18 protein-coding genes are annotated in these 21,736 nt (G+C 70.5%); 2 read left to right on the top strand and 16 right to left on the bottom strand.

Annotation, left to right across the window (positions count from 1 at the left end):
* The first annotated feature begins 19 nt into the window (after window positions 1-19).
* Window positions 20-616, top strand: a complete 597-nt coding sequence (locus OG226_RS30590; protein WP_329350657.1) for a DUF4328 domain-containing protein — start codon at window positions 20-22, stop codon at window positions 614-616.
* 69 nt (window positions 617-685) lie between these two features.
* Here OG226_RS30590 and OG226_RS30585 read toward each other — a convergent pair whose 3' ends face one another.
* The 12 genes from OG226_RS30585 to OG226_RS30530 all read right to left on the bottom strand — a co-directional run bounded on the left by OG226_RS30585 (window position 686) and on the right by OG226_RS30530 (window position 14,326).
* Window positions 686-1,405, bottom strand: coding sequence for a DinB family protein (locus tag OG226_RS30585; protein WP_329350656.1), 720 nt, complete (start codon window positions 1,403-1,405; stop codon window positions 686-688).
* 122 nt (window positions 1,406-1,527) lie between these two features.
* Entirely contained in the window at window positions 1,528-2,703 is a 1,176-nt protein-coding gene (locus OG226_RS30580; RefSeq protein WP_329350655.1) for an SUKH-4 family immunity protein, read from the bottom strand.
* 167 nt (window positions 2,704-2,870) lie between these two features.
* Window positions 2,871-3,401, bottom strand: coding sequence for an AAA family ATPase (locus OG226_RS30575; protein WP_329350654.1), 531 nt, complete (start codon window positions 3,399-3,401; stop codon window positions 2,871-2,873).
* A gap of 7 nt (window positions 3,402-3,408) precedes the next feature.
* Window positions 3,409-5,727 (bottom strand): xanthine dehydrogenase family protein molybdopterin-binding subunit, encoded by a 2,319-nt coding sequence (locus tag OG226_RS30570; RefSeq protein WP_328682959.1) that lies wholly within the window; start codon window positions 5,725-5,727, stop codon window positions 3,409-3,411.
* Window positions 5,724-7,373, bottom strand: a complete 1,650-nt coding sequence (locus tag OG226_RS30565; RefSeq protein WP_329350652.1) for a 2Fe-2S iron-sulfur cluster-binding protein — start codon at window positions 7,371-7,373, stop codon at window positions 5,724-5,726. Before OG226_RS30565 ends, OG226_RS30570 begins: the two co-directional genes overlap by 4 nt.
* Complete coding sequence (locus OG226_RS30560) at window positions 7,370-8,263, bottom strand: FAD binding domain-containing protein (protein ID WP_327403651.1); 894 nt, start codon at window positions 8,261-8,263, stop codon at window positions 7,370-7,372. Before OG226_RS30560 ends, OG226_RS30565 begins: the two co-directional genes overlap by 4 nt.
* A gap of 234 nt (window positions 8,264-8,497) precedes the next feature.
* Window positions 8,498-10,087: a beta-N-acetylhexosaminidase gene (locus OG226_RS30555; protein WP_443067010.1), complete on the bottom strand. Its 1,590-nt coding sequence runs from the start codon at window positions 10,085-10,087 to the stop codon at window positions 8,498-8,500.
* A gap of 61 nt (window positions 10,088-10,148) precedes the next feature.
* Window positions 10,149-10,994 carry a carbohydrate ABC transporter permease gene (locus OG226_RS30550; RefSeq protein WP_328682956.1) on the bottom strand — a complete coding sequence of 282 codons (846 nt, stop codon included), beginning with the start codon at window positions 10,992-10,994 and terminating at the stop codon, window positions 10,149-10,151.
* Entirely contained in the window at window positions 10,991-11,872 is an 882-nt protein-coding gene (locus OG226_RS30545; protein ID WP_329350648.1) for a carbohydrate ABC transporter permease, read from the bottom strand. The genes OG226_RS30550 and OG226_RS30545 overlap by 4 nt, the downstream gene beginning before the upstream one ends.
* A 4-nt stretch (window positions 11,873-11,876) precedes the next feature.
* Window positions 11,877-13,181, bottom strand: coding sequence for an extracellular solute-binding protein (locus OG226_RS30540; protein WP_329350647.1), 1,305 nt, complete (start codon window positions 13,179-13,181; stop codon window positions 11,877-11,879).
* Window positions 13,182-13,392: 211 nt separating this feature from the next.
* Complete coding sequence (locus tag OG226_RS30535; RefSeq protein WP_026178118.1) at window positions 13,393-13,680, bottom strand: DUF3039 domain-containing protein; 288 nt, start codon at window positions 13,678-13,680, stop codon at window positions 13,393-13,395.
* A gap of 73 nt (window positions 13,681-13,753) precedes the next feature.
* Window positions 13,754-14,326: a YqgE/AlgH family protein gene (locus OG226_RS30530; RefSeq protein ID WP_328682953.1), complete on the bottom strand. Its 573-nt coding sequence runs from the start codon at window positions 14,324-14,326 to the stop codon at window positions 13,754-13,756.
* 252 nt (window positions 14,327-14,578) lie between these two features.
* Here OG226_RS30530 and murA point away from each other — a divergent pair, with 252 nt between their 5' ends.
* Window positions 14,579-15,925: a UDP-N-acetylglucosamine 1-carboxyvinyltransferase gene (gene murA, locus OG226_RS30525; RefSeq protein ID WP_328682952.1), complete on the top strand. Its 1,347-nt coding sequence runs from the start codon at window positions 14,579-14,581 to the stop codon at window positions 15,923-15,925.
* Between the two features lie 99 nt (window positions 15,926-16,024).
* Here the strand turns inward: murA and OG226_RS30520 are convergent, their stop codons facing one another.
* The 4 genes from OG226_RS30520 to OG226_RS30505 all read right to left on the bottom strand — a co-directional run bounded on the left by OG226_RS30520 (window position 16,025) and on the right by OG226_RS30505 (window position 21,724).
* Window positions 16,025-16,306, bottom strand: a complete 282-nt coding sequence (locus OG226_RS30520) for an HU family DNA-binding protein (protein WP_105974351.1) — start codon at window positions 16,304-16,306, stop codon at window positions 16,025-16,027.
* Between the two features lie 407 nt (window positions 16,307-16,713).
* Window positions 16,714-18,153: an NAD-dependent malic enzyme gene (locus OG226_RS30515; protein ID WP_328682951.1), complete on the bottom strand. Its 1,440-nt coding sequence runs from the start codon at window positions 18,151-18,153 to the stop codon at window positions 16,714-16,716.
* 334 nt (window positions 18,154-18,487) lie between these two features.
* Window positions 18,488-20,800: a HelD family protein gene (locus tag OG226_RS30510; protein ID WP_328682950.1), complete on the bottom strand. Its 2,313-nt coding sequence runs from the start codon at window positions 20,798-20,800 to the stop codon at window positions 18,488-18,490.
* A 162-nt stretch (window positions 20,801-20,962) separates the two neighbouring features.
* Window positions 20,963-21,724, bottom strand: coding sequence for an anti-sigma factor family protein (locus OG226_RS30505; protein ID WP_328682949.1), 762 nt, complete (start codon window positions 21,722-21,724; stop codon window positions 20,963-20,965).
* Between the last annotated feature and the right edge of the window lie 12 nt (window positions 21,725-21,736).

Genomic DNA, 21,736 nt, shown 5'->3' with positions numbered 1-21,736 from the left:
CCGAGACAGGCCGAAGCCGATGACGAGTACCGCCCGCAGAGCTCCCCGGATCCTGGTCCGTTCCGCGCAGGTGGCGATAGCCGTGTCCGCTGTGGGGGACGTGTTCCGTGCGGCGACGGTCCGGGATCAATACCTGCACCGCACGGACGCATCCGAGTCGGGCCTCGTCTCCATGGTCTCCGTCTATCTGACGACTCTCGCGATCGTGCTGTTCCTCGTGTGGCTCACCCAATCCCGGCGCAACGCGCAGGAGTTGTCGCCCGGGGCCTCGGTGCCGAGCCGGGGCCGGACGATCGGCATGTGGTTCGTTCCGCTGGTCAACCTCGTGGTCCCTCGCGGGATCGTCCTCGCCATCGGACGCGCGAGCTCCGCGTCCTGGCAGGAGAAGCGGGACACGACCCTGGTGAACGCGTGGTGGGCCGCCTGGGTCGGGCACGCGCTGGTGCTCACGGTCGCGATCCGGGTGGCCCCGGGCTCGATGGCCTTCCTGGTGGTGGAGGAGGCACTCATGATCGCGGCTGCCGTACTGGCGGGGCTCGTGATCGAGCGCATCACGGCCCTGCAGAACGCCGCGCTCGGTGCCACCGTTCCCGCCGAGCCCCTCGCCCCGGCCTGAGGTGCTTCCCTTCCCCGCCCTCGGCCGAACTCCCGCGAGGCGCCTGAACTCCCCGAAGGCGCCTCGGGCTCAGCCCTCGCTCGCACCCCGCGTCCGCCACAGATCCCGCAGCAACGCGATCTCCGCCATGTGGTGGATGAACTCCAGGTTCGCCCCCGCCAGTACGGAGACGTACGGGTCGTCCGGGTCGGAGCCGTACGGGTACCGGGAGAAGCCGACCACGTCCAACTGGTCCTCCGTGACCGTGGCCACGGCTGCTCGCCAGCGGTCGATCACCGGCCAGAACCGGTCCAGGGTCAGGGCTGCGGAGGGGCTGAAGTCGACCATCTGCTTCGGGTCCCGGCGCCGCTCACCGAACGCCCATTCCCACGCCCCCGCGAACTGGAAGTGCAGGTGTCCCAGGCGCCACGCGATGGTCGTGATCGGTGTCGTGTCGGGTTCCGGCTCGCCCTCGTGGGCGAGGATCTCCTCGACGCGTTCGACGGTCACGCTCCAGTCCTCGGCGATCTTCGCGACCGTCATGCCGTCGGCGGCCTGCCGGGCGACCTCCGCGTACTCGCTCGCCGGGATGTCCGCCGCGCCCAGGTCGAGAACCCACTCCCCCGGTCCGAACGCCCTCGGTGTCACCGCCTCGCTCCGGTGCCGGAGTGACCAGCAGTCGGGGGCCGGCTCCCAGAGGTACTCCTCGTCACCGAGGCCCTTCAGCCGGACCTGGGCCATCTCCCGGGCCTTGTCGAACTGCTCCAGGAGCAGGCCCAGTCGGTCGGTCCGCATGCGCTCGGTCTCCATGTGTGGTCCCCTCGCCCGTGCCGTCTCGTACCCCGCCCCCACCCACCGCGGTGCGGCCACGCGGACGGTAGCGGCTCGCCCCACCGCGGCGCGAACGAATTCCTCGGCCGCCCACGCGCGCGTCACAGCACCCCGCCCGCCTCGTCCTGGAACGCCTCCGTCCAGTAGTGCGGGTGATCGCGGCCGGCCCGCCGGCGCCCCGCCACCGTCGGGTCCACCGCCGACAGCGTCTGGAGCATCGTCGTCGCCAACTGGTCGTACGCCTCTGCCGTCAGCTCGCCCGACAGGTCCGCGTCGATCGCCTTCTCGCGGTGGAGCAGCCAGAGGGTGAAGGCCAGGGTCGAGACGTCCGTGTTGAGGGGAGCCAGTGTCGCCTCCGGCTCGCTCCACGTCAGGACCTCGCCCGTCGCGCCGTCCACCACCAGGCTGTTGTCCTCCATGAGGTAGCCGAGGCGGATCAACTGGTCGGCGCGGGGCGGGAGTTCCTCGGCGGGCTCGTCCTCGAAGAACTCGGTGAGGGTGGGGAGCGGGACCTCCGTGTCGAGCTGGAAGAGGAACGCGTCCTCGGGAAGGCCGGTCTCGCGCAGGAAGCGGCGGGTCGGTTCGTGAGTGAGGGTGGCGGGGAAGTCGACCTCTTCGAAGCGGGCGACCGCGCCCTGGCCGAACTCCTGGTCCAGCAGGCGGGCCGGGATGTCGAGGGTCAGGCCTGACGTCGTGCCCGGGCCCGCGACCAGCGCGAGCGGACGGATCAGGGCCGCCGCCTTCCAGAACGGGGGGACTTCGCCGTCCGTCTCCGACTCGAAGACCGCGAGGAGTTGACGTGATGCCTCCGCCGCCGTCTTCGTGCCGTGGCGGCCCTCGTAGGACGCGAACTGGCCGCGCAGGTCCGTCAGTTCGTCCGTGGTCGTCGTGAAGCGGGCCAGCGTCTCGATCGACGGGGCCAGCGGGCCGGTCTCCATGAGGTGCGGGCGGTCGTGGAAGAAGTACGTCGTCGCGATCTCGCCCGTCTCGCCGTCCAGCAGGATCGACTCCGCCTCGCCGCCGTCGGGTCCCCAGAGCGCGCCTATCACCAGCTGGTCCCGGAGCTCCTCCGCCAGCGGCGCGGGGTCGCCCAGCGAGTCAGCCACCGTCCGCAGGCCCGCCCTGCGCAGCTCCTCGAACGTCAACAGGCCGCTGTCGCCCGGCAGTCCGGGACCGGTCAGCCAACGACGCGTCGACGCGTGCGTGATGTACGGATCGAGGTCGTCCTCGGTCAAGGTGATCATGGTCGCCGTAGCACCGGCGTCGGTCCTGCTCATCGTTCCCCCGTGCGTGAATCTTCCCCGTGTGGCACCGGTGTTCCGCTGTCGTCCCCACTGCCCAGAACACTACGCGGCACCACTGACAACGGCCCTGACCAGCGAAAACGCCCTACAGAGCCCCGGAGGACGCGAAACGTCCGAAACGTCCTCACCTCATCAGACGCTCAGACCACCCGCGAACGTTCCCGTCCCCCGACGATCGCGTCCACCGTCTCCCCCACCGTCAGCCCGGAGGTGTCCAGCCACAGGCCGATGCGCGGGGTCTCCGTCCGCAGCGCGCGGTCCAACTCCTCGACCGTCCACGCGCCGTAGCCGCTCTTCGCCCTCCCCGCCTCCCGTGCCGTCACGGTCGCGGGGGTCGGCGCGAGGACGATCACGTGCAGCGGGCGGGTGCGGATCAGGTCGACGTACGCCGACAACTCCGCGCCCAGCACCACGTCCTGGACGACCGCGGTGAACCCGGCCTCCGCGTACGCGTCCGCGGTCGCCGCCGACAGCCGGTACCGCAACCGGAGTTGGGACTCCCCCGCGCCGCCCGCACCGGGGACGTACTCCTCGCGCCCCGAGACGATCATCCGCCGGAAGACGTCACCCCGGACATGCGCCGCCCTCGGCAGCCGCTCCGCCAGCGCCTGCGCGACCGTCGACTTGCCGGAGGCCATCACGCCGGTGATGAGGACGACCCCCTCAAGCACCTGGCACCTACTGCCCGTAGGGACCGCTGTTCGTCACCACCGCAGCCTGCGGGCGGATCGGCAGCCGGTTCACCGGACGGCCCGTCGCCGCGCGCACCGCGGACGCGATCGCCGCCGGGGACGTGACCACCGGGACCGCGCTGACCGCCTTCGCCCCGAAGGGGGCGACCACGTCACGTTCCTCGACGAGTTTCACGATCCGGATGTCGGGGGCGTCCAGGGCGGTGGGCAGGGCGTAGCCGGTGAGGTCGGGGTGGCGGATCAACCCGCGCGCGGTGCGCAGGTTCTCCGTCAGCGCGATGCCGACGCCCTGGGTGACACCGCCCTCGATGCGGGCGACCAGCTGGGTCGGGTTCAGGATGCGGCCGACGTCCTGGGCGAGGGCCAGCTCGACGACCCGGACCGAGCCCAACTCGATGTCCACGTCGACCACCGCGCGGATCGCGCAGAAGGCGAGCCCTACGAAGGCGTCGCCCTGACCCGCCTCGTCCAGGGGCTCGGTCGGGTGCGGACGGCACTGGGCGGTGGCCCAGAGTTCCTTGCCGTCCAGGGCCTCGGTGACGGTCGTCGAGAGGACACCGTCGTAGGAGGTGATCTTGCCGTCGGTGATCTGGAGCAGCTCGGTCGACATCCCGAACTTGTGCGCCAGGGGCTGGAGGAGCTGGGTGCGGACCATCTTCGCGGCGCGTTCGACGGCGCCGCCCGATACCCAGGTATGACGGCCTCGGCAACCAGGGCCGGCGGGGGGCTGATCGGTGTCCACGGGGGCGACGTGCACCTCGTCGATGCCGAGGGTCTCCTGGACGATCTGCCGGGCCAGCGTGGTGAAGCCCTGGCCGGTCTCCACGGCCGCGCACAGCACCGTCGCGATGCCGTCGTGGACCTTCACGGTGGCCGTGGAGACCTCGTCGGCGCCCTCGGCGCCGAGCATGTGGACCATGCCGAGGCCGTAGCCGACGCCCCGGCGCACCGCGCCCGGTTCGCCCGCGCCCTCGGGGCCGCCGGGCAGCAGCCACTCGTCCTCGGGGGTGTCCTTGGGGAGCTGCGGCAGCGGGAAGTCCCGTACGGCCTGGAGGAGTTCGGCGACCGGCGCCGGGCAGGTCACCGTCTGACCGGTCGGCAGGACGTCACCGGTGGCCATGGCGTTGCGCAGGCGCAGCTCGGCCGGGTCCATCGCGAGCTTCTTGGCGAGCTTGTCCATCTGCGCCTCGTAGGCGGCGCAGACCTGCATGGCGCCCTCGCCCCGGACGTGTCCCGAGGGCGGGTTGTTGGTGCGCACGGCCCAGCCCTCGATGAAGGCGTTCGGGACGACGTACGGGCCGCAGGCGAAGGAGACGGCGGCGGCCAGCGCCTCCGAGGAGGTGTCGGCGTAGGCGCCCGCGTCGAGCAGCACCTGGGCCTCGACCTTGACCAGCCGGCCGTCCTCGTCGGCGTGGTGGCGGTAGCGCAGGAGCGTGGGGTGGCGGTGGGTGTGGCCGAGGAAGGACTCCTCGCGCGTGGCGGTGAGTTTGACCGGGCAGCCGGTCTTCAACGCGAGCAGTCCGAGCGGGAGTTGGAAGCCCTGGTCCTCGCGGTCGGCGGTGGCCCCGGGGACGCCGGTGACGACGACCTTCACGCGGTCGGGCTCCAGGCCGTAGCAGGCGGCGGCCGTGTCGCGGTCGTTGTGCGGGTCGGTGGAGGCGATGTAGAGCTCGACGCCGCCGTCGGGGCGGGGTACGGCGAGACCGGCCTCGGCGCCGATGGGGGCGGGGTCCTGGCGGCCGATGCGGTACAGGCCCTCCACGACGATGTCGGCGACCGCGTCCGGGTCGCCGTGACGCAGCGGGATGTGCCGGATCAGGTTGCCGTCGGGGTGCAGCGGTTCGGCCTCGAAGGCCTGCTCGGGGTCGGTCACCGGGTCGAGTACTTCGTACTCGACCATGATGGCCGCGGCGGCCATGCGCGCGGTGTCGGGGTGGTCGGCGGCGACCGCGGCGATGGGCTCCCCGTGGTGGCGCACCACTTCGGAGGCGAACACCGGACGGTCGGCCGTGCCCCGGCCGTAGCGGTCCCGGCCCGGCACGTCCTCGTGCGTGATGACGGCCCGGACACCCGGCATGTCCCGCGCGTGGGACGTGTCGACAGACACGATGCGCGCGTGCGGGTGCGGCGAGCGCAGGACGGCCGCCCAGAGCAGGCCCTCGGCCCACAGGTCGGCCGCGTACGGGAAGGTGCCCTCGGTCTTCGCGCGGGCGTCGGCGGCCGGGAGCGAGGCGCCCAGCCCGTGGCCCGGCAGCTCCGGGGCGGGCGCGGCCTCCGTGGTCGCGGTGGCGGCTTCGTTGCTCACGCCTGACCTCCGTCCTGGCCGTACACCTGGTCCTGTGTGCGCGGGGACTCGAACGCCGACTGGTGGACGCCACCGCCCCCGGGACCCGCCTGGTGGGGAATACGCGCTTCGTCGCCGTCCGACTCGGGTTCGGCGGCAGCGGCGTGCGCCTCGCGCTCGGCGACGACCTCCTGTACGGCGTCCAGGACACCCCGGTAGCCGGAGCAGCGGCACAGGTTGCCGCACAGGGCCTGGCGCGCCTCCAGTTCGGTGGGCGCGGGGTTGCCCTCCAGGAGGTCGTGCACGGTCATCGCCATGCCGGGCACGCAGAAACCGCACTGCACGGCACCGCACTTGGCGAGCGCCCGCTGCACGTCCGAGGGCTGCCCCTCGACGGCGAGACCCTCGACCGTACGGACCTCGGAGCCGGCGGCGGTGACGGCGGGCACCAGGCAGGAGGCGACGAGCCGGCCGTCGACCTGGACGTTGCAGGCCCCGCACTCGCCCTGCGAGCAGCCGTCCTTGGCGCCCGCGAGGCCGAGGCGTTCGCGCAGCACGTAGAGCAGCGACTCGCCGATCCAGGCGTCGGTGACGGGCCGGTCGGCGCCGTTGACGCGCAACACGTAGGAGGCGAGGGGGTGTTCCTCGCCGGGGATCTTCGGGGCCGGTTCGGCGGCCTCGTCCGGCGCGTCGGGCTCGACGGCCGCCACGGGCGCCTCAGCGGCCTCCGGAGCGTCGTCGGCACCGTCGGCCGCATCGACCGCCGCGGACGCCGCAGCGGGCCCTTCAGTGCCCTCCGCGGGCCCTTCGCCGTCGTCGCCCGCCGCGCCGCTCCCGTGAGCCGACTGCGCGTCGTCCGCGGCGAGTTCGGCGGCGGTGTCGTCGTGGCGGTCGGCGCGCGCGTCGCCGTAGGGGTCGCCGGGTGCTTCGGATCGGGTGTGCGCGTACGGGTCGCCGGGTTCGCCGTACGGCTGCCGGGTCGCCTCGGCGGGCGGCCGGGTGGCGGCCCGTGCCGACACCTCGCCGGTGGTGTGCGTGGCGGACCGGTCGGCCGGGTGTTCCAGACCGCGTCCGTCGGTGTGCTCGCCGGGCCGCTCGACCACTCCGGTGTCCGACGCCTGCTGCGCCCAGTTCTGGCCCGCGCCGTCCGTCGCCCAGGGCGCCTGTGCGCCGCCGGGCAGGGTGGCCGGCGGGGTGCCGCCCCACTGCTCGACCAGGGCCGAGGTGGTGAACTCGCCCGATTCGTCCGGGAGATCACCGCCGGCGACGGGGATCGACCACTCCCCGGTCACGTCGCGACCGGGAGCGGCGCCCGCGTCCGGGGCGTTGGTGTCCTGGAAGGTCCACTGGCCGGTGGACCCGGGGCGGTACGAGAACTGGTCGCCCCCGGCCGTCCCGCGCTGCGGTACGGCGTTCGGGTCGGGCCACTGGACGCCCTCGGCGGGAATCGCCCAGGAGCCGGTGCCCGAGGGGTCGGCGTCCGGGGCGGGGGTGGCCGTGATGGGCGGCGGCACATAGCCGTGCCCCGGGGCGGCCAGGAGGGCGTCGATGCCGCCTTCGGGGAGTTTCACGAAGGCCGTGGCGCCGTCGTCGTAGTCGCCCTGGGGCAGCGGGTCCCAGCGTCCGCCGCCCTGAGGGGTGCCCTCTCCGTGCTGGTCGTCGGTCACGACAGCGCCCTCCCGAGTGCTCGTCGGGCCAGTGCGGCGACGGTGCGCCGCAGGTGCAGTACCGCGGGCGGAAGCTGTTCCACGGAGCCGTCCTCGGCCGGTACCGGGTCGGGGATGCAGGCCGCGGCGACGTACTCCCCGAAGGCGCTCAGCGCCTCGGGGACGATCGTGCGGCTGTTGTCCCAGTCGATCAGCCGGGCCACCCACTGTTCGGCGTCCAGCGGTCTGAGCGGCATCGGCGCTATGGCTCCGACGGCGCACCTGACCCCGCGCCGGGCGGGGTCGAGGACGACCGCGACGGACGCGACCGAGCGCCCGGGGCCGGTCCTGCCGGTGGCCTTCAGGAAGACCTGCGGGGCGTGCAGCAGCGGCACGCGCACGAAGCCGATGAGTTCGCCGCCGCGCAGCATCTCCACGCCGGCCAGGAGGTGCGACACCGGGATCTCCCGGCGGGCTCCGTCCTGGCCCGCGATGATCAGCGTCGCCTCCAGGGCGGCCAGTACGGGCAGCGCGTCCCCGGTGGGCGCGGCCGAGGCGATGTTGCCGCCCAGGGTGCCCGCGTTGCGGATCTGCGGCGGGCCCGCGGCACGCGCGGAGGCGGCGAGCGCCGGGATGAGGGCGGCGAAGTCCGGGCGGCCCATCCGGGCATGCGTGAGGCCCGCGCCGAGCAGCGCGTGCCCGTCCTGGTACTGCCAGCCGCGGATCTCGCTGATCCGCCCGAGACCGACCAGCGCGCTGGGCCTCAGCTGGCCCGAGTTGACGGCCGCCATGAGGTCGGTGCCACCGGCCACCGGGACGGCCGTGGGCAGGTCCGTGAGCGCCGCCACGGCCTCGTCCAGCGTCGTGGGCAGCGTGACGGACTGCCCCGCCTGCGGTGCGTGCGTGGTCAAACCGGCTGCCCCTTCCCGCTGCCCCACCTGGTCCCACCTGTTGCTGCCGTACGGTACGTGCTGACAGGGCGGACGTGGCAACTCTGGCACATCTTCGCAAGACCCGAGCGCGGGGGTCCGCAAGGAGGCATTCGCCCGCCTCATCAGGGAGATGGTCCGTTTTCGTACGGCATCACCGGTACGCGCGGATTGCCACTCAACGGTGACCCATGGGGCCTTTTTCCCTTACGGGTTCTACGCGTTCGGGGGCGGGCCGTCCTTGGGTCGGCCGAGCACCCCGGGGCGCCGCTGCCACGGCAGTGGTCCGGTGGGCGGACGGTAGGCGACCCCCAGGGCGTCGAGGCGCGGGTAGTGGGCGGCCATCCGGCGCTCGAAGTCGCCGAAGTCCCGTTCCGCGGGCGCCGGAAGAGCACTCCAGGCGACCTCGGCGAAGGCCGCGAGCCGGGGGAACGTCTGGTAGTCCACGCGTGCGTGATCCTCCATCACCTCGGTCCACACGTTGGCCTGCGCGCCCAGCACATGCCGTGCCTCGGCCTCGCTGAGCTGCTCGGGAACCGGCTCGAAGCGGTAGACGTCCTCAAGGGTGCGCACATGGGCGATCGGCACCGGCTCGTCCTCCCCGGGGGCCTGCCGCCAGTCCAAGTACACGTGCTGTTCAGGGCACATGACGACGTCGTGGCCCGCGCGGGCGGCGGTGATCCCACCCTCGTAGCCGCGCCATGACGACACGACAGCTCCGTCCGCGAGCCCGCCCTCCAGGATCTCGTCCCAGCCGACGAGCCTTCTCCCGCGCGCGGAGAGCCACTTGTCGAAGTGCCCGATGAACCACGACTGCAACTCGTCCTCGTCCGCGAGCCCGAGTTCCTTGATGCGCGCCTGCGCGGTCGCCGACTGCTTCCACTGGTCCTTGGGACATTCGTCGCCGCCGACGTGGACGAACTCCGAGGGGAACAGCTCCAGGAGTTCCTCGAACACCCCCTCGTAGAAGCGCAGGGTGTTGTCAGTGGGGGCGAGTACGTTCGGATTGATGCCCCAGGTGTCCCAGACGGAGAGGGAGTCGGTGTCGAGGGCGTCGGTGTTGCCGAGTTCCGGATACGCGGCGATGGCGGCCTGCGAGTGTCCCGGTACGTCGATTTCGGGGACCACGGTGATATGCCGCTCGGCGGCGTACGCGACGATCTCGCGGATGTCGTCCTGCGTGTAGTAGCCGCCGTGGGGCTTGTCGTCCCACAGCGGTGAGGCACGGTGGCCGAATTTCGTGCGCGCCCGCCAGGACCCGATCTCGGTCAGCTTCGGGTACCGCTTGATCTGTACGCGCCAGCCCTGATCGTCCGTCAAGTGGAAGTGGAAGACGTTGAGTTTGTGCGCCGCCATCAGATCCAGGTAGCGCAGGACGCCTTCCTTGGGCATGAAGTGCCGGGCGACGTCGAGCATGAGGCCGCGCCAGCGGAATCGGGGTGCGTCGCGGATGCTGACCGCGGGCAGTTCCCAGCGCCGCTCGGTGGTGACCGGGGCGCGGCGGAACGCCTCGGGGCCGAGGAGTTGACGGAGGGTCTGGGCGGCGTAGAACAGGCCGGGTTCGTCGGCCCCCCAGAGGTGGACCAGATACCCGTCCACGATCAGGGTGTAGGCCTCCGAATCGTCGGACTCCCCCGGGCCGACGCGCAGCATGATGCGGTTTCCGCTGTCCTGATGAGGCGACAGGGGCAGTCCGGTCGCCGCGCCGACGGTGGCCCGCAGCCACTGCGCCACCCGCTCGGTGCCGGGGCCCGCGTCGATCTCGGTCCCGGCGTCGAGGACGTAGCCCACACCCCCACCGGGCAGCGCGTGCGCGACGCTGCTCGGCGCCGGAATCAGTTCCGTCTCTGAAGTCACGTCAGTCACGTCAGTCCTTAACCGCTCCGCCCAGCCCCGAGACCAGACGTCGCTGTACGAGTACGAAGAACACCAGCACCGGAATCGTCATCACCGTGGAGGCCGCCATGACCCCGCCCCAGTCAGGATCGTCCGGCTTGTAGAAGACGAGGAGGGCCATCGGCAGGGTCGACTGGGAAGTGTCGCTGATGATGAAGGACTTGGCGAAGAGGAAGTCGTTCCAGGCCGAGATGAAGGAAAACACGCTCGTGGCGACCAGCCCCGGGAAGACGAGCGGGAAAAGGATCTGCCACAGGAATCGCGTCCGGCTCGCCCCGTCGATGTACGCGGCCTCCTCCAGCGCGTCCGGTACGGCTTTCACGAACCCCCGCAGCATCCAGATCGCGAACGGCAGCGAGAACGCGATCTGGGGCAGGATCAGCGACCCCAGGGTGTTCAGCAGCCCGAGCCCCCGCATGGTGAAGAACAGGGGGATCGTCAGCGCTTCCACGGGCACCATCTGGGCCACCAGGAACATGATCAGGAGGGTGGTCCGGAAGCGGAACCGGAATCGCGTCACCGCCGTCGCGGCGAGAAAGGCGATCAGCGCCGAGACGACGACCACCGAGCCCGCCACGACAAGGCTGTTGACGAAGTACCGGCCGAATTCCTGCTGCCCGAACACCCGCCGGAACGAGTCCGGAGAGGGCGCGAGCGTCCATGGCCGGGGCTCGCTCGACTCGATCTCCCCGGCCGGTTTGAAGGCGCTGAGCACCATCCAATAGAGGGGGAAGGCGACGACGACCGCGATCAGCAGCGCCGAGGCCTCGGCGGCGAGCCGCCAGGGCCGCCGTACAAGACCGCGAAGCAGACTCACAGCTCCTCCCCCTGCCTGCGCAGCAGGCGCAGATAGACCAGCGTGACGGCGAGCAGCATCAGCAGCATGACGACACCGATCGCCGAGCCGAGGCTGTACTTCGAGGACGCGAAGGCCTGTTGGTAGGCGTACACGTTCAGCACGAGGTTCTGGCCCGCGATGCCGCCGCCGTTGGTCATGACGTAGATCTGGGTGAAGACCTTGAAGTCCCAGATGACGGACTGGATGGTGACGACGGTCAGGATCGGCCGCAGCATCGGCGTGAGGACGGACCGCCAGATCCGCCACTGCGAGGCCCCGTCCAGCGCGGCGGCCTCCAGCACCTCGGAGGGCACGGCGCGAATCCCGGCGTAGACCGTCACCATCACGAACGGGAAGGAGCACCAGACCACTTCGAGCAGGACGAGGAAGAACGCGCTGAGCCGTCCGTACGTCCAGGAGTGGTCACCGAGGCCCAGGATGCGGTTCACCGGCCCGAAGTCCGGGTCGAAGAGCAGCAGCCAGACGGTCGACCCGGTGACCGCAGGCGTAGCCCAGGCCCCCAACGCGGCCAGCATCAGCACCAGTCGGGGCAAGGCCCGCACCCGCGTGAGCAACACCGCGAGCGCACACCCGACGGCGAGCGTCGAGACTACACACGCCCCCGCGAACAACACGGTCGACAGCAGCACCTGCCAGAACTGACTGTCCGAGAACAACTCCGAGTAGTTCCCGAACCCCTTGAAGGTCGTCGGTTCCCCACCACTGACCTGGGCCTGCGTGTACTGGAAGAAGGAGATCAGGCCGAGTTGGTAAATCGGGTAGACCAGCAACCCGCCAAGGACGACCAGAGCGGGGGCGAGATAGAGCCAGGGGGTCCAGGCCTTTCGCGTACGCATCCGCTCAACCCGCGGAGCTGAACGCGTCGTTCATCTTCTTCGCCGCATCCCCCGAAGCCGCAGCCACACTCTTCTTGCCGCTGATGACCTCCTGCAGCATCGTCGGCAGCACCAACGAGGAGTCGATCTCCGACCAACCCGGCGCCGCGGGAACGAACTTCGTCCCCGCGGCCAGCGTCTCCACGAACGGCTTCTCGAAGGGCACCTTCGCCGCGGCCGCGTCCCGGACGTCGGTGAACGTCGGCAGGAACCCCATCGCGTCGAACATGGACGCCTGCGTCGTCTTCGAGGTGAGCTGCTCCATCAGGTCCACCGCGAGCGTGCGGTGCGAAGTGCTCTTCAGGACACCGATGTTGTTGCCCCCGGCGAACGCGGGGGCGACAGACCCGGACGCGACCCCGGGCAACGGCACGACCGCGTACTTGCCCTTGACCTTGCCCGCCTCGACCGCCGTGTGGCTGAAGTCGCCCCCGATCGCCATCCCCGCCTTGCCGGCCGCGAACGCGGTGATCGTGTCGTTGCCGCCCATCACCGCGCACTTGGCGGCGGGACAGTTGTCGCTGGTGAACAGCGAGGTGTAGGCCTTGATGCCCTTCTGGGCGGCGGCGCTGTCGATCGCGGAGGTGTACGAGTCCCCCGAACCCCCCTTGGCCGTGGCGAGTTCGCCGCCGTTGGCCCAGACGAAGGGCATCGCGCCGTACGTGTAGGCGCCGCCGACGACAAGGCCGTAGAGGTCGGACTTCGCCTTGTGGATCTTCCGGGCGGTGGCGGCCAACTCGGCCATGGTCTTGGGGGGTTGGAGGCCCAGGTCCTTGAAGACGTCGGTGCGGTAGTACAGGGCGCGGACGCCGACGTAGAACGGGGAGCCGTACATCTTGCCGTCGACCGTGACGGACTGCTTCGCGGTCGGGTCGGTGTCCTTGGCCTCGCTCCACGCGCCGAAGTCCTCGGTGACGTCGAGGAGTCCGCCGTCCTTCACATAGCCGGCCGTGTCGGTGTTGCCGTACTCCATGACGTCGGGCGCGGACTTCGGGTCGTTGAAGGCGGCCTTCACGCGCTGGGCGCGGGTGTCGATCGGGATGTACTCGACGTCGACCTCGGTGTCCTTGTGCGCCTTCTCGAAGGCGGCGACCACGGAGTCGACGACCTTCGCCTTCGGATCGTTGCCGACCTCCTGGAAGAGCCACACCCGCAGGGTGCCGCTCTGGTCGTCCTTGTCGGAGGACGAGTTGTCGGAGGTCTGGGGCGCGCAGCCGGCGACGACAGCGGCGGCCGCCACGAGTACGGCGAATCGGGGGGCGAGCTTCATGGAGCGTTCCTCCGGGAATCCGGGCGTGCGTTGCAACATATGCAATGGGCGTTTCGCTCTGCACAACACCACGGAGATTAAGGAGTGGATGAACGCGGCCACAAGAGGTCTCAACCACTTCGTGACACGCAAAAGGCCCTCGGAGCGCACCGAAGCGCGCCCCGAGGGCCTCAGAAACCGAGAGCCTCAGAAAGTCGGACCGGCCGAACGGCTACTTGTCGCCGCCCTTGCCCTTGTCGCCGTCCCCGCCCGAGCCCATGGACTCGTAGATCTCCTTGCACATGGGACACACCGGGTACTTCTTCGGGTCGCGCCCCGGCACCCAGACCTTGCCGCACAACGCCACCACGGGAGTGCCGTCGAGGGCGCTCGCCATGATCTTGTCCTTCTGGACGTAATGGGCGAAGCGCTCATGGTCCCCGTCGCCGTGCGACACCTGGGGCGTCGGCTCTACGAGGGTCCCCGTACCAGTCCCGCGCTCGGGCTCAAGAGTGCTCATAGTGCCAAGGGTACTGAAGCTCACGGGCATCGGTTCCGCGAAGGGTCGTTCAGTTCGGGGATCGGTTCGGGGATCAGTTCAGGGACGGGTCGTCCGGATACGTCGCCACCATCGCCAGCTCGCTGCGCTGGCGGCGCAGCACCTCGCGCCAGAGTCTCTCCGGGGACGGCGAGGACACGTCACCGGGCTCCGACTCGACGACGTACCAGGCGCCCTCCGCCAGTTCGTTCTCCAGCTGCCCCGGCCCCCAGCCGGCGTACCCGGCGAAGATCCGCAGCGAGCCGAGCGCCGAGGCGAGCAGCTCCGGCGGGGCCTCCAGGTCGACGAGCCCGATCGCGCCGTGCACGCGCCGCCAGCCGAGCGGGGTGCTCTCGCCGGTCGCGCCGCCCGGGATGACGGCGACGCCGAGGGCCGAGTCCAACTGGACCGGGCCGCCCTGGAAGACGACTCCCGGCTCGCCGGCGAGCTCCGCCCAGCCCTCCAGGATGTCGCCGACGTCCACCGGGGTCGGGCGGTTGAGGACGACACCGAGGGAGCCCTCCTCGTCGTGGTCGAGAAGGAGCACCACCGCGCGGTCGAAGTTCGGGTCCGCCAGGGCGGGTGTTGCCACGAGCAACCGCCCTGTGAGCGAGGACACCTCGGTCATGCCTGACATGATCCCGCATCTTCCCCGTGATGGGGGAGGCAATGCGGGTACCTGAGTGAACGCAGCTCAGGGCGCACCGAAGCGTCCTCCGCGCACACCCCCGCCCCGTGACCCCATGTGCCCGATTGGGAACGGTTCGTGTTGTGACACAGCTATGACGTAGCTGGGTACTCCTTGGGCTTACAGGAGGGGGGTGGGCGGCGATTACTCTGTCTCTTCGGCCCCTGCCCAACTCCACGGAACGCGAGATTCATGACCGTCAACGGCTCAGACGACGTACTGCTTGTCCACGGCGGAACCCCGCTGGAGGGCGAGATCCGTGTCCGCGGTGCGAAGAACCTCGTACCCAAGGCCATGGTCGCCGCCCTGCTGGGCAGTGAGCCAAGTCGACTGCGCAACGTTCCGGACATCCGTGACGTTCGTGTCGTACGCGGCCTCCTGCAACTGCACGGGGTGACGGTCCGTCCGGGTGAGGAGCCGGGCGAGCTGGTGCTCGATCCGTCGCACGTGGAGAGCGCCAACGTCGCCGACATCGATGCCCACGCGGGCTCGTCGCGCATCCCGATCCTGTTCTGCGGTCCGCTGCTGCACCGGCTCGGGCACGCGTTCATCCCGGGGCTGGGCGGCTGCGACATCGGCGGCCGGCCGATCGACTTCCACTTCGAGGTGCTGCGGCAGTTCGGCGCGAAGATCGAGAAGCGGGCGGACGGCCAGTACCTGGAGGCCCCGCAGCGGCTGCGCGGCACGAAGATCCAGCTGCCGTACCCGTCCGTCGGCGCGACCGAACAGGTGCTGCTGACGGCGGTGTTGGCGGAGGGCGTCACCGAACTCGCCAACGCGGCCGTGGAACCGGAGATCGAGGACCTCATCTGCGTACTGCAGAAGATGGGCGCGATCATCGCCATGGACACCGACCGCACGATCCGCATCACCGGTGTGGACTCGCTCGGCGGCTACACCCACGCGGCCCTCCCGGACCGTCTGGAGGCCGCGTCCTGGGCGTCGGCGGCACTGGCGACCGAGGGCGACATCTACGTCAAGGGCGCGCAGCAGCGCTCGATGATGACGTTCCTCAACACCTACCGGAAGGTGGGCGGTGCCTTCGCGATCGACGACGAGGGCATCCGCTTCTGGCACCCCGGTGGCCAGTTGAAGTCCATCGCGCTCGAAACGGACGTGCACCCCGGCTTCCAGACGGACTGGCAGCAGCCGCTGGTCGTCGCCCTCACGCAGGCGACGGGCCTGTCCATCGTGCACGAGACGGTCTACGAGTCCCGGCTGGGCTTCACCTCCGCGCTCAACCAGATGGGCGCGCACATCCAGCTCTACCGCGAGTGCCTGGGCGGCTCGCACTGCCGCTTCGGCCAGCGCAACTTCCTGCACTCGGCGGTCGTCTCGGGCCCGACCCGCCTCCAGGGCGCCGACCTGGTCATCCCCGACCTCCGCGGCGGCTTCTCGTACCTCATCGCGGCGCTGGCGGCCCAGGGCACGTCCCGCGTCCACGGCATCGACCTCATCAACCGCGGCTACGAGAACTTCATGGAGAAGCTCGTGGAGCTGGGCGCGAAGGTCGAACTCCCGGGCAAGGCGCTCGGCTAGCAGTCGGTCGTACGACGATGGGGCGGCCACCCTGACCGGGTGGCCGCCCCATTCGCGTTACTTGAGCCTCGTACGCAATCCCGTCGCGTACGCGAAGGACTACTTGCCCTTGGCGGCTTCCTTGAGCTTCGAGCCCGCGGACACCTTGACGCTGTAACCGGCGGGGATGTTGATCGGGTCGCCGGTCTGCGGGTTGCGCGCGGTGCGAGCGGCACGGTGGGTGCGCTCGAAGGTCAGGAAGCCGGGGATGGTGACCTTCTCGTCGCCCTTGGCGACGATCTCACCGACGGTCTCGGCGAACGCGGCCAGAACGGCGTCGGCGTCCTTGCGAGTCACCTCGGCACGGTCGGCCAGCGCGGCCACCAGCTCACTGCGGTTCATGTTGTTACTCCCGTGTTCTTCTTGCCGTTTGAGGCGTGCCACGCGGCGGAGCCGCATATCGGGCACGGTGAAGCCGATGCTGCCAGGGTCCTCGGTGAGTCCCCGGACCCGGGTCCGTCGTCCAGACCCTCGCGCCCGAAGACGCATCCTGCCCCTACCTGCGGCGGGAAAGCCAATCCGGCACCCGTAGGAGTCGCGAGAACACCCTTGGGAGTCACACGAAGAGCGCCACGCCCTCTGCGTGGTGACGCTCCGTCGGCTCCCGGCAGCGAGGGCCGGGCCTGGAAGGCCCGAAACCTGGCCGCCACGATAAACGGCCGCCGAAGGCCCGGGGTTCCGCGACGCGCCGGTGGGTGAGCGGCCGTGGCGATCCTCACAACCGCCGCACACCCGCCGTTCGAGGGGTTCTACGACGCGGAGGGCGCCGTCGAGGCCGCCACCACTCCCGCCGCCTTCGCCGCGTCACGCACCGCGCCCGCGACCGCGCCGGCGACCTTGTCGTTGAAGACGCTGGGGATGATGTAGTTCGCGTTCAGCTCGTCCTCGGTCACCACGTTCGCGAGTGCGGTCGCCGCGGCGAGCATCATCTCGGTGTTGACGGTGCGGGACTGCGCGTCGAGCAGACCGCGGAAGACACCCGGGAAGACCAGCACGTTGTTGATCTGGTTCGGGAAGTCCGAGCGGCCCGTGGCGACCACCGCCGCCGTCTGACGGGCGATCGTCGGGTCGACCTCGGGGTCGGGGTTCGCGAGCGCGAACACGATCGCGCCCTCGGCCATCGCGGCCACGTCGTCGCCGTCGAGGACGTTCGGGGCGGAGACACCGACGAAGACGTCGGCGCCGCGCACGGCCTCCTTCAGGGTGCCCTTGAGGCCGTCGGGGTTGGTGTTGTCGGCGATCCAGCGCAGCGGCGAGTCGGGCTTGGCGTCGACCAAGTCCTCGCGGCCGGCGTGCACGACACCGTGGATGTCGGCGACGACCGCGTTCTTGACGCCGGCGGCGAGCAGCAGCTTGAGGATGGCCGTACCGGCCGCGCCCGCGCCGGACATGACGACCCTGATGTCACCGATGCCCTTGCCGGCGACCCGCAGCGCGTTCGTCAGCGCGGCGAGGACCACGATCGCGGTGCCGTGCTGGTCGTCGTGGAAGACGGGGATGTCGAGGGCCTCGCGCAGCCGGGCCTCGATCTCGAAGCAGCGCGGCGCGGAGATGTCCTCCAGGTTGATGCCGGCGAAGCCCGGGGCGATCGCCTTGACGATCGCGACGATCTCGTCGGTGTCCTGGGTGTCCAGACACAGCGGCCAGGCGTCGATGCCGGCGAACCGCTTGAACAGGGCCGCCTTGCCCTCCATGACCGGCAGCGCGGCCATGGGACCGATGTTGCCGAGGCCCAGCACGGCCGAGCCGTCGGTGACGACCGCGACGGAGTTGCGCTTGATGGTGAGGCGGCGCGCGTCCTCGGGGTTCTCCGCGATCGCCATGCACACGCGGGCGACACCCGGGGTGTAGATCATCGAGAGGTCGTCACGGTTGCGGATCGGGTGCTTGGACTGCATCTCGATCTTGCCGCCGAGGTGCATGAGGAACGTACGGTCGGAGACCTTGCCCAGGGTGACGCCCTCGATGCCACGCAGCTGCTGGACGATCTCGTCGGCGTGGGCCGTCGAGGACGCCGCGATGGTGACGTCGATCCGGAGCTTCTCGTGGCCGGAGGCGGTCACGTCGAGGCCGGTCACCGAGCCTCCGTGGGACTCCACGGCCGTGGTGATCTGGGATACCGCCGTTCCGCTGGCGGGCACCTCCAGACGGACCGTGATCGAGTAGGAGACGCTGGGCGCCGTAGCCATGGCCGACTTCCTCTGCTTTCACCGTTGAGCTGAGTATGCGTTCCGATGGTCGCACCTACTACCGGGTAGGCGTTAGCCGCCCCCGATTGCGAACGTTTTGTTCGCAAGAAAAAGAGGTCCCCGTCACTTTTCCCGTGACGGGGACCTCTCTGACAAGCAATGACACCGACCCGCCATGCTCGCCTCGCGGCAAGTGGTCGCTCTAAGCGACGAAGGTTGGGCCCGGGGGCTTGGATCGGGCCGGTGTCACATACCAGGCTAACAAACAGATCCCGTAAGACCATTCCCATCCCGAGAGTTCATATAAAGCACCCCTCGATCGGGTCCGGTCCGGTCAGTCCCTCAGCAGATCCGGCACCCCGTTCGCGTCCGGTTCGTCCCGCTCGGCCGAGACGACCGTGAGCTGCTGGGTCGCGCGGGTGAGGGCGACGTAGAGGACCCTGAGGCCGGCGGGCGACTCGTCGGCGATCTCCGCCGGCGAGACGACGACCGTCGCGTCGTATTCGAGCCCCTTGGCCTCCAGGCTGCCGAGGGCCACGACCCGGTCCCCGAGGCCGGTGAGCCAACGGCGGGCCTCCTCGCGGCGGTTCATGGCGACGACCACGCCGACCGTGCCGTCGACACGGTCGAGCAGCCGGGCGGCCTCCGCGCGGACCGACTCGGACAACGAGTTCCGTACGACGGCGAAGTGGGGCTTCACACCGGTCGAGCGGACCGCGGACGGAGACTCGGAGCCGGGCATCGCCAGGGCCAGGACCTTCGCCGCCAGCTCCGCGATCTCGGCCGGGTTGCGGTAGTTGACCGTGAGGGTGAAGCGGCGGCGGGGGCGGGAGCCGAGGGCCTCGTCGCGGGCCTCGGCGGCCTCGTCGGGGTCCGACCAGGAGGACTGGGCCGGGTCGCCCACGACCGTCCAGGTGGCGTGCCGGCCGCGGCGGCCGACCATGCGCCACTGCATCGGGGTGAGGTCCTGGGCCTCGTCCACGATGACGTGCGCGTACTCGACACGCTCCTGGGCGAGCCGCTCGGCCCGTTCGCGCTGCGACTCCTCACGCGTCGGCATCAGCTCTTCGAGGCCGGTGAGCTGGTCCAGCGGGTCCAGGTCGCGGCGCTTGCGGGGGCGGGCCGGGGTGCCGAGGATCGCCTGGAGTTCGTCGAGGATCGCCACGTCGTGGACCGAGAGGCCGTCCCGCTTCAGCGCGCGGGCGACCCTGCGGACCTCGCCGGGGTTGAGGATGCGCCGGGCCCAGCGGCCCAGCTTGCGCTCGTCGGACATGGACTTCAGGACGGCGCGCGGGGTGAGTTCGGGCCACCAGGCGTCGAGGAACGCGATGAAGTCGTCCTCGCTCGCGATGTCCTCGTCGAAGGACGAGCGCAGTTCGGCGGCGAGTTCGGGGTCGGTGTGCCGGCCGGCCGAACCGGAGCGCTCCCACAGGGCGTCCAGGAGCAGCTTGCGGGCGCGCGGCCGCAGCATGTTGACCGGGGCCGTACCGCTGAGCGCGCTCTGCCGGACGCGCTCCAGGTCGGCGGCCTCCAGTTCGAGGCGGCGCCCGAAGGCGACGACCCGCAGCCGGTTCGGCGAATCGCTCAGCTCCAGGGCCCCGCGCGCGGCCTTCCGCAGCACCGCGAGCATCCGGTACGACCCCTTCGCGCGGGCCACCGCCGGGGAGTCGTACAGGGTGGCCTCGGCGCCGTCGACGAGCGAACCGATCGCCCGGATGGCGACCTGGCCCTCCTCGCCGAGGGACGGCAGGACACCCTCGGTGTACGCGACCAGCAGCGGGGTGGGCGAGACGATGAGGATGCCGCCCGCGTACCGGCGCCGGTCCTGGTAGAGCAGGTAGGCGGCGCGGTGCAGCGCGACGGCGGTCTTCCCCGTCCCCGGGCCGCCCTCGACGTATGTCACCGAGGCGGCGGGGGCGCGGATCACCAGGTCCTGCTCGGCCTGGATCGACGCCACGATGTCGCGCATGGTGTGGCTGCGGGCCTGGCCGAGCGCGGCCATGAGGGCGCCGTCGCCGATGACGGCCAGTTGCTCGCCGTCGAGGGAGGCGGTCAGCTCCGGCCGCATCAGGTCGTCCTCGACCCCGAGGACCCGCCGCCCCTTGGACCGGATGACGCGCCTGCGCACGACCCGCCCCGGATCGACCGGCGTGGACCGGTAGAAGGGCGCGGCGGCGGGCGCCCGCCAGTCGATGACCAGCGGCGCGTACTCGGAGTCCAGGACCCCGATCCGCCCGATGTGCAGGGTCTCGGCGATGTCGGCGGTCCGGTCGTCCCGGACAGCGCCTTCGGCGGGCTCCACGGCGGTGTAGGCGCCGTCGGGCCCCTTCTTGCCGTCTTCTCCGAGCAGGAGGTCGATCCTGCCGAAGAGGAAGTCCTCGAACTCGTTGTTGAGCCGGTTGAGGTGGATACCGGCGCGGAACACCTGTGCGTCCCGTTCGGCGAGCGCGCCGGGCGTGCCCACCTGGCCGCGCTTGGCCGCGTCGTTCATGAGGAACTCGGCCTCGTGGATCTTCTCTTCGAGCCGCCGGTACACCCGGTCCAGGTGTGCCTGTTCGACGCTGATCTCCCGGTCCCGTAGTGAATCCTGGGCGGATTTGTCGGACACCGTGTCGAGCGCGGTCTCCTGTTGAGCCTGTGCGGCCACCGGGCCCCCTTCTGACGTGCTGGGCAGCCGTCAACCGTACGCGAAAAAAGGCCTCGGTAGTGAGGGGCCTGCCCGGTGGATCTTGACAAAGACGCGGGCCCGGCACGCGCACCTTCCGCGTTCCGGGCCCCACACACCACAACCGGTCGGTTGTACCGGTGCTTACGCGTCCACTGCCACGAGCTTCTTGCCGTCGAAGGTCATGACCTCGAAGTGGTCGATCTCGTTCGGTGTGAAGGCCGCGCCGCCCTGGGCGTAGAGCGGGTTCTTGGCCTCCGTCTTCGTGGCGTTCGCGATGCCGTAACCCCAGGCCGGGACCGACCAGGAGCTCATGGTCTCGCGTTCGCCGTTCTTGCCGACGGCGATCAGGGAGCACTTCAGCGGGCCCTTGACGTTCTTGAGCTCGACGACCCCGAGGGTGCCCCAGTCCTTCTTGGACATCGCCACGGTCGCGGTGACCTTGGTGCTCGCGTCCGTCGCCGTGACCTTGTCGGACAAAGTGTCGAAGGTGGTCTTGGCGGGCGACGCGGCCACGCTGCCCTTCTGGCCCGAGCTGTCGCCGCCGTTGGCCGCGATGACGGCCAGCGGTCCCGCGATGATCAGGGCCGCCGCGGCGGCGATCATGTAGAAACTGCGTCGGCGCTTCAGGGCCCGACGTTCACCGACGTCGTCGACCAGCCGCTCCACCAGCCGTGGACTGGGTTTCGCGGCCAGGGACTCGGCGATCGCAGGGGTACCGGTGCCCGGCAGATCCGCGAGCGCCGCCAGCATCGGCTCCATCCCGGCCAGCTCGTCGAGCTGCTGGGCACACCATTCGCAGGTGGCGAGATGGGCCTCGAAAGCGGTTGCTTCGGTGTCATCGAGAATTCCGAGGGCGTAGGCGCCGACGGTCTCGTGTTCGTTCGAGCCCTGAGATCCCTGCATGGAACCAGGACT

The organism is Streptomyces sp. NBC_01261 (genome assembly GCF_036226385.1).
In the GTDB taxonomy this organism is placed as follows: Bacteria; Actinomycetota; Actinomycetes; order Streptomycetales; family Streptomycetaceae; genus Streptomyces.
Note: the sequence above shows the minus strand (reverse complement) of the source record. Positions and strands in the feature narration are given on the sequence as shown.

Coding starts and splice junctions, on each gene's coding strand:
- OG226_RS30530 (WP_328682953.1), bottom strand. CDS start 14,326: ATGACCGAGGTGTCCTCGCTCACAGGGCGGTTGCTCGTGGCAACACCC.
- OG226_RS30535 (WP_026178118.1), bottom strand. CDS start 13,680: ATGAGCACTCTTGAGCCCGAGCGCGGGACTGGTACGGGGACCCTCGTA.
- OG226_RS30505 (WP_328682949.1), bottom strand. CDS start 21,724: ATGCAGGGATCTCAGGGCTCGAACGAACACGAGACCGTCGGCGCCTAC.
- OG226_RS30585 (WP_329350656.1), bottom strand. CDS start 1,405: ATGGAGACCGAGCGCATGCGGACCGACCGACTGGGCCTGCTCCTGGAG.
- murA (WP_328682952.1), top strand. CDS start 14,579: ATGACCGTCAACGGCTCAGACGACGTACTGCTTGTCCACGGCGGAACC.
- OG226_RS30545 (WP_329350648.1), bottom strand. CDS start 11,872: ATGCGTACGCGAAAGGCCTGGACCCCCTGGCTCTATCTCGCCCCCGCT.
- OG226_RS30515 (WP_328682951.1), bottom strand. CDS start 18,153: ATGGCTACGGCGCCCAGCGTCTCCTACTCGATCACGGTCCGTCTGGAG.
- OG226_RS30590 (WP_329350657.1), top strand. CDS start 20: ATGACGAGTACCGCCCGCAGAGCTCCCCGGATCCTGGTCCGTTCCGCG.
- OG226_RS30520 (WP_105974351.1), bottom strand. CDS start 16,306: ATGAACCGCAGTGAGCTGGTGGCCGCGCTGGCCGACCGTGCCGAGGTG.
- OG226_RS30540 (WP_329350647.1), bottom strand. CDS start 13,181: ATGAAGCTCGCCCCCCGATTCGCCGTACTCGTGGCGGCCGCCGCTGTC.
- OG226_RS30580 (WP_329350655.1), bottom strand. CDS start 2,703: ATGAGCAGGACCGACGCCGGTGCTACGGCGACCATGATCACCTTGACC.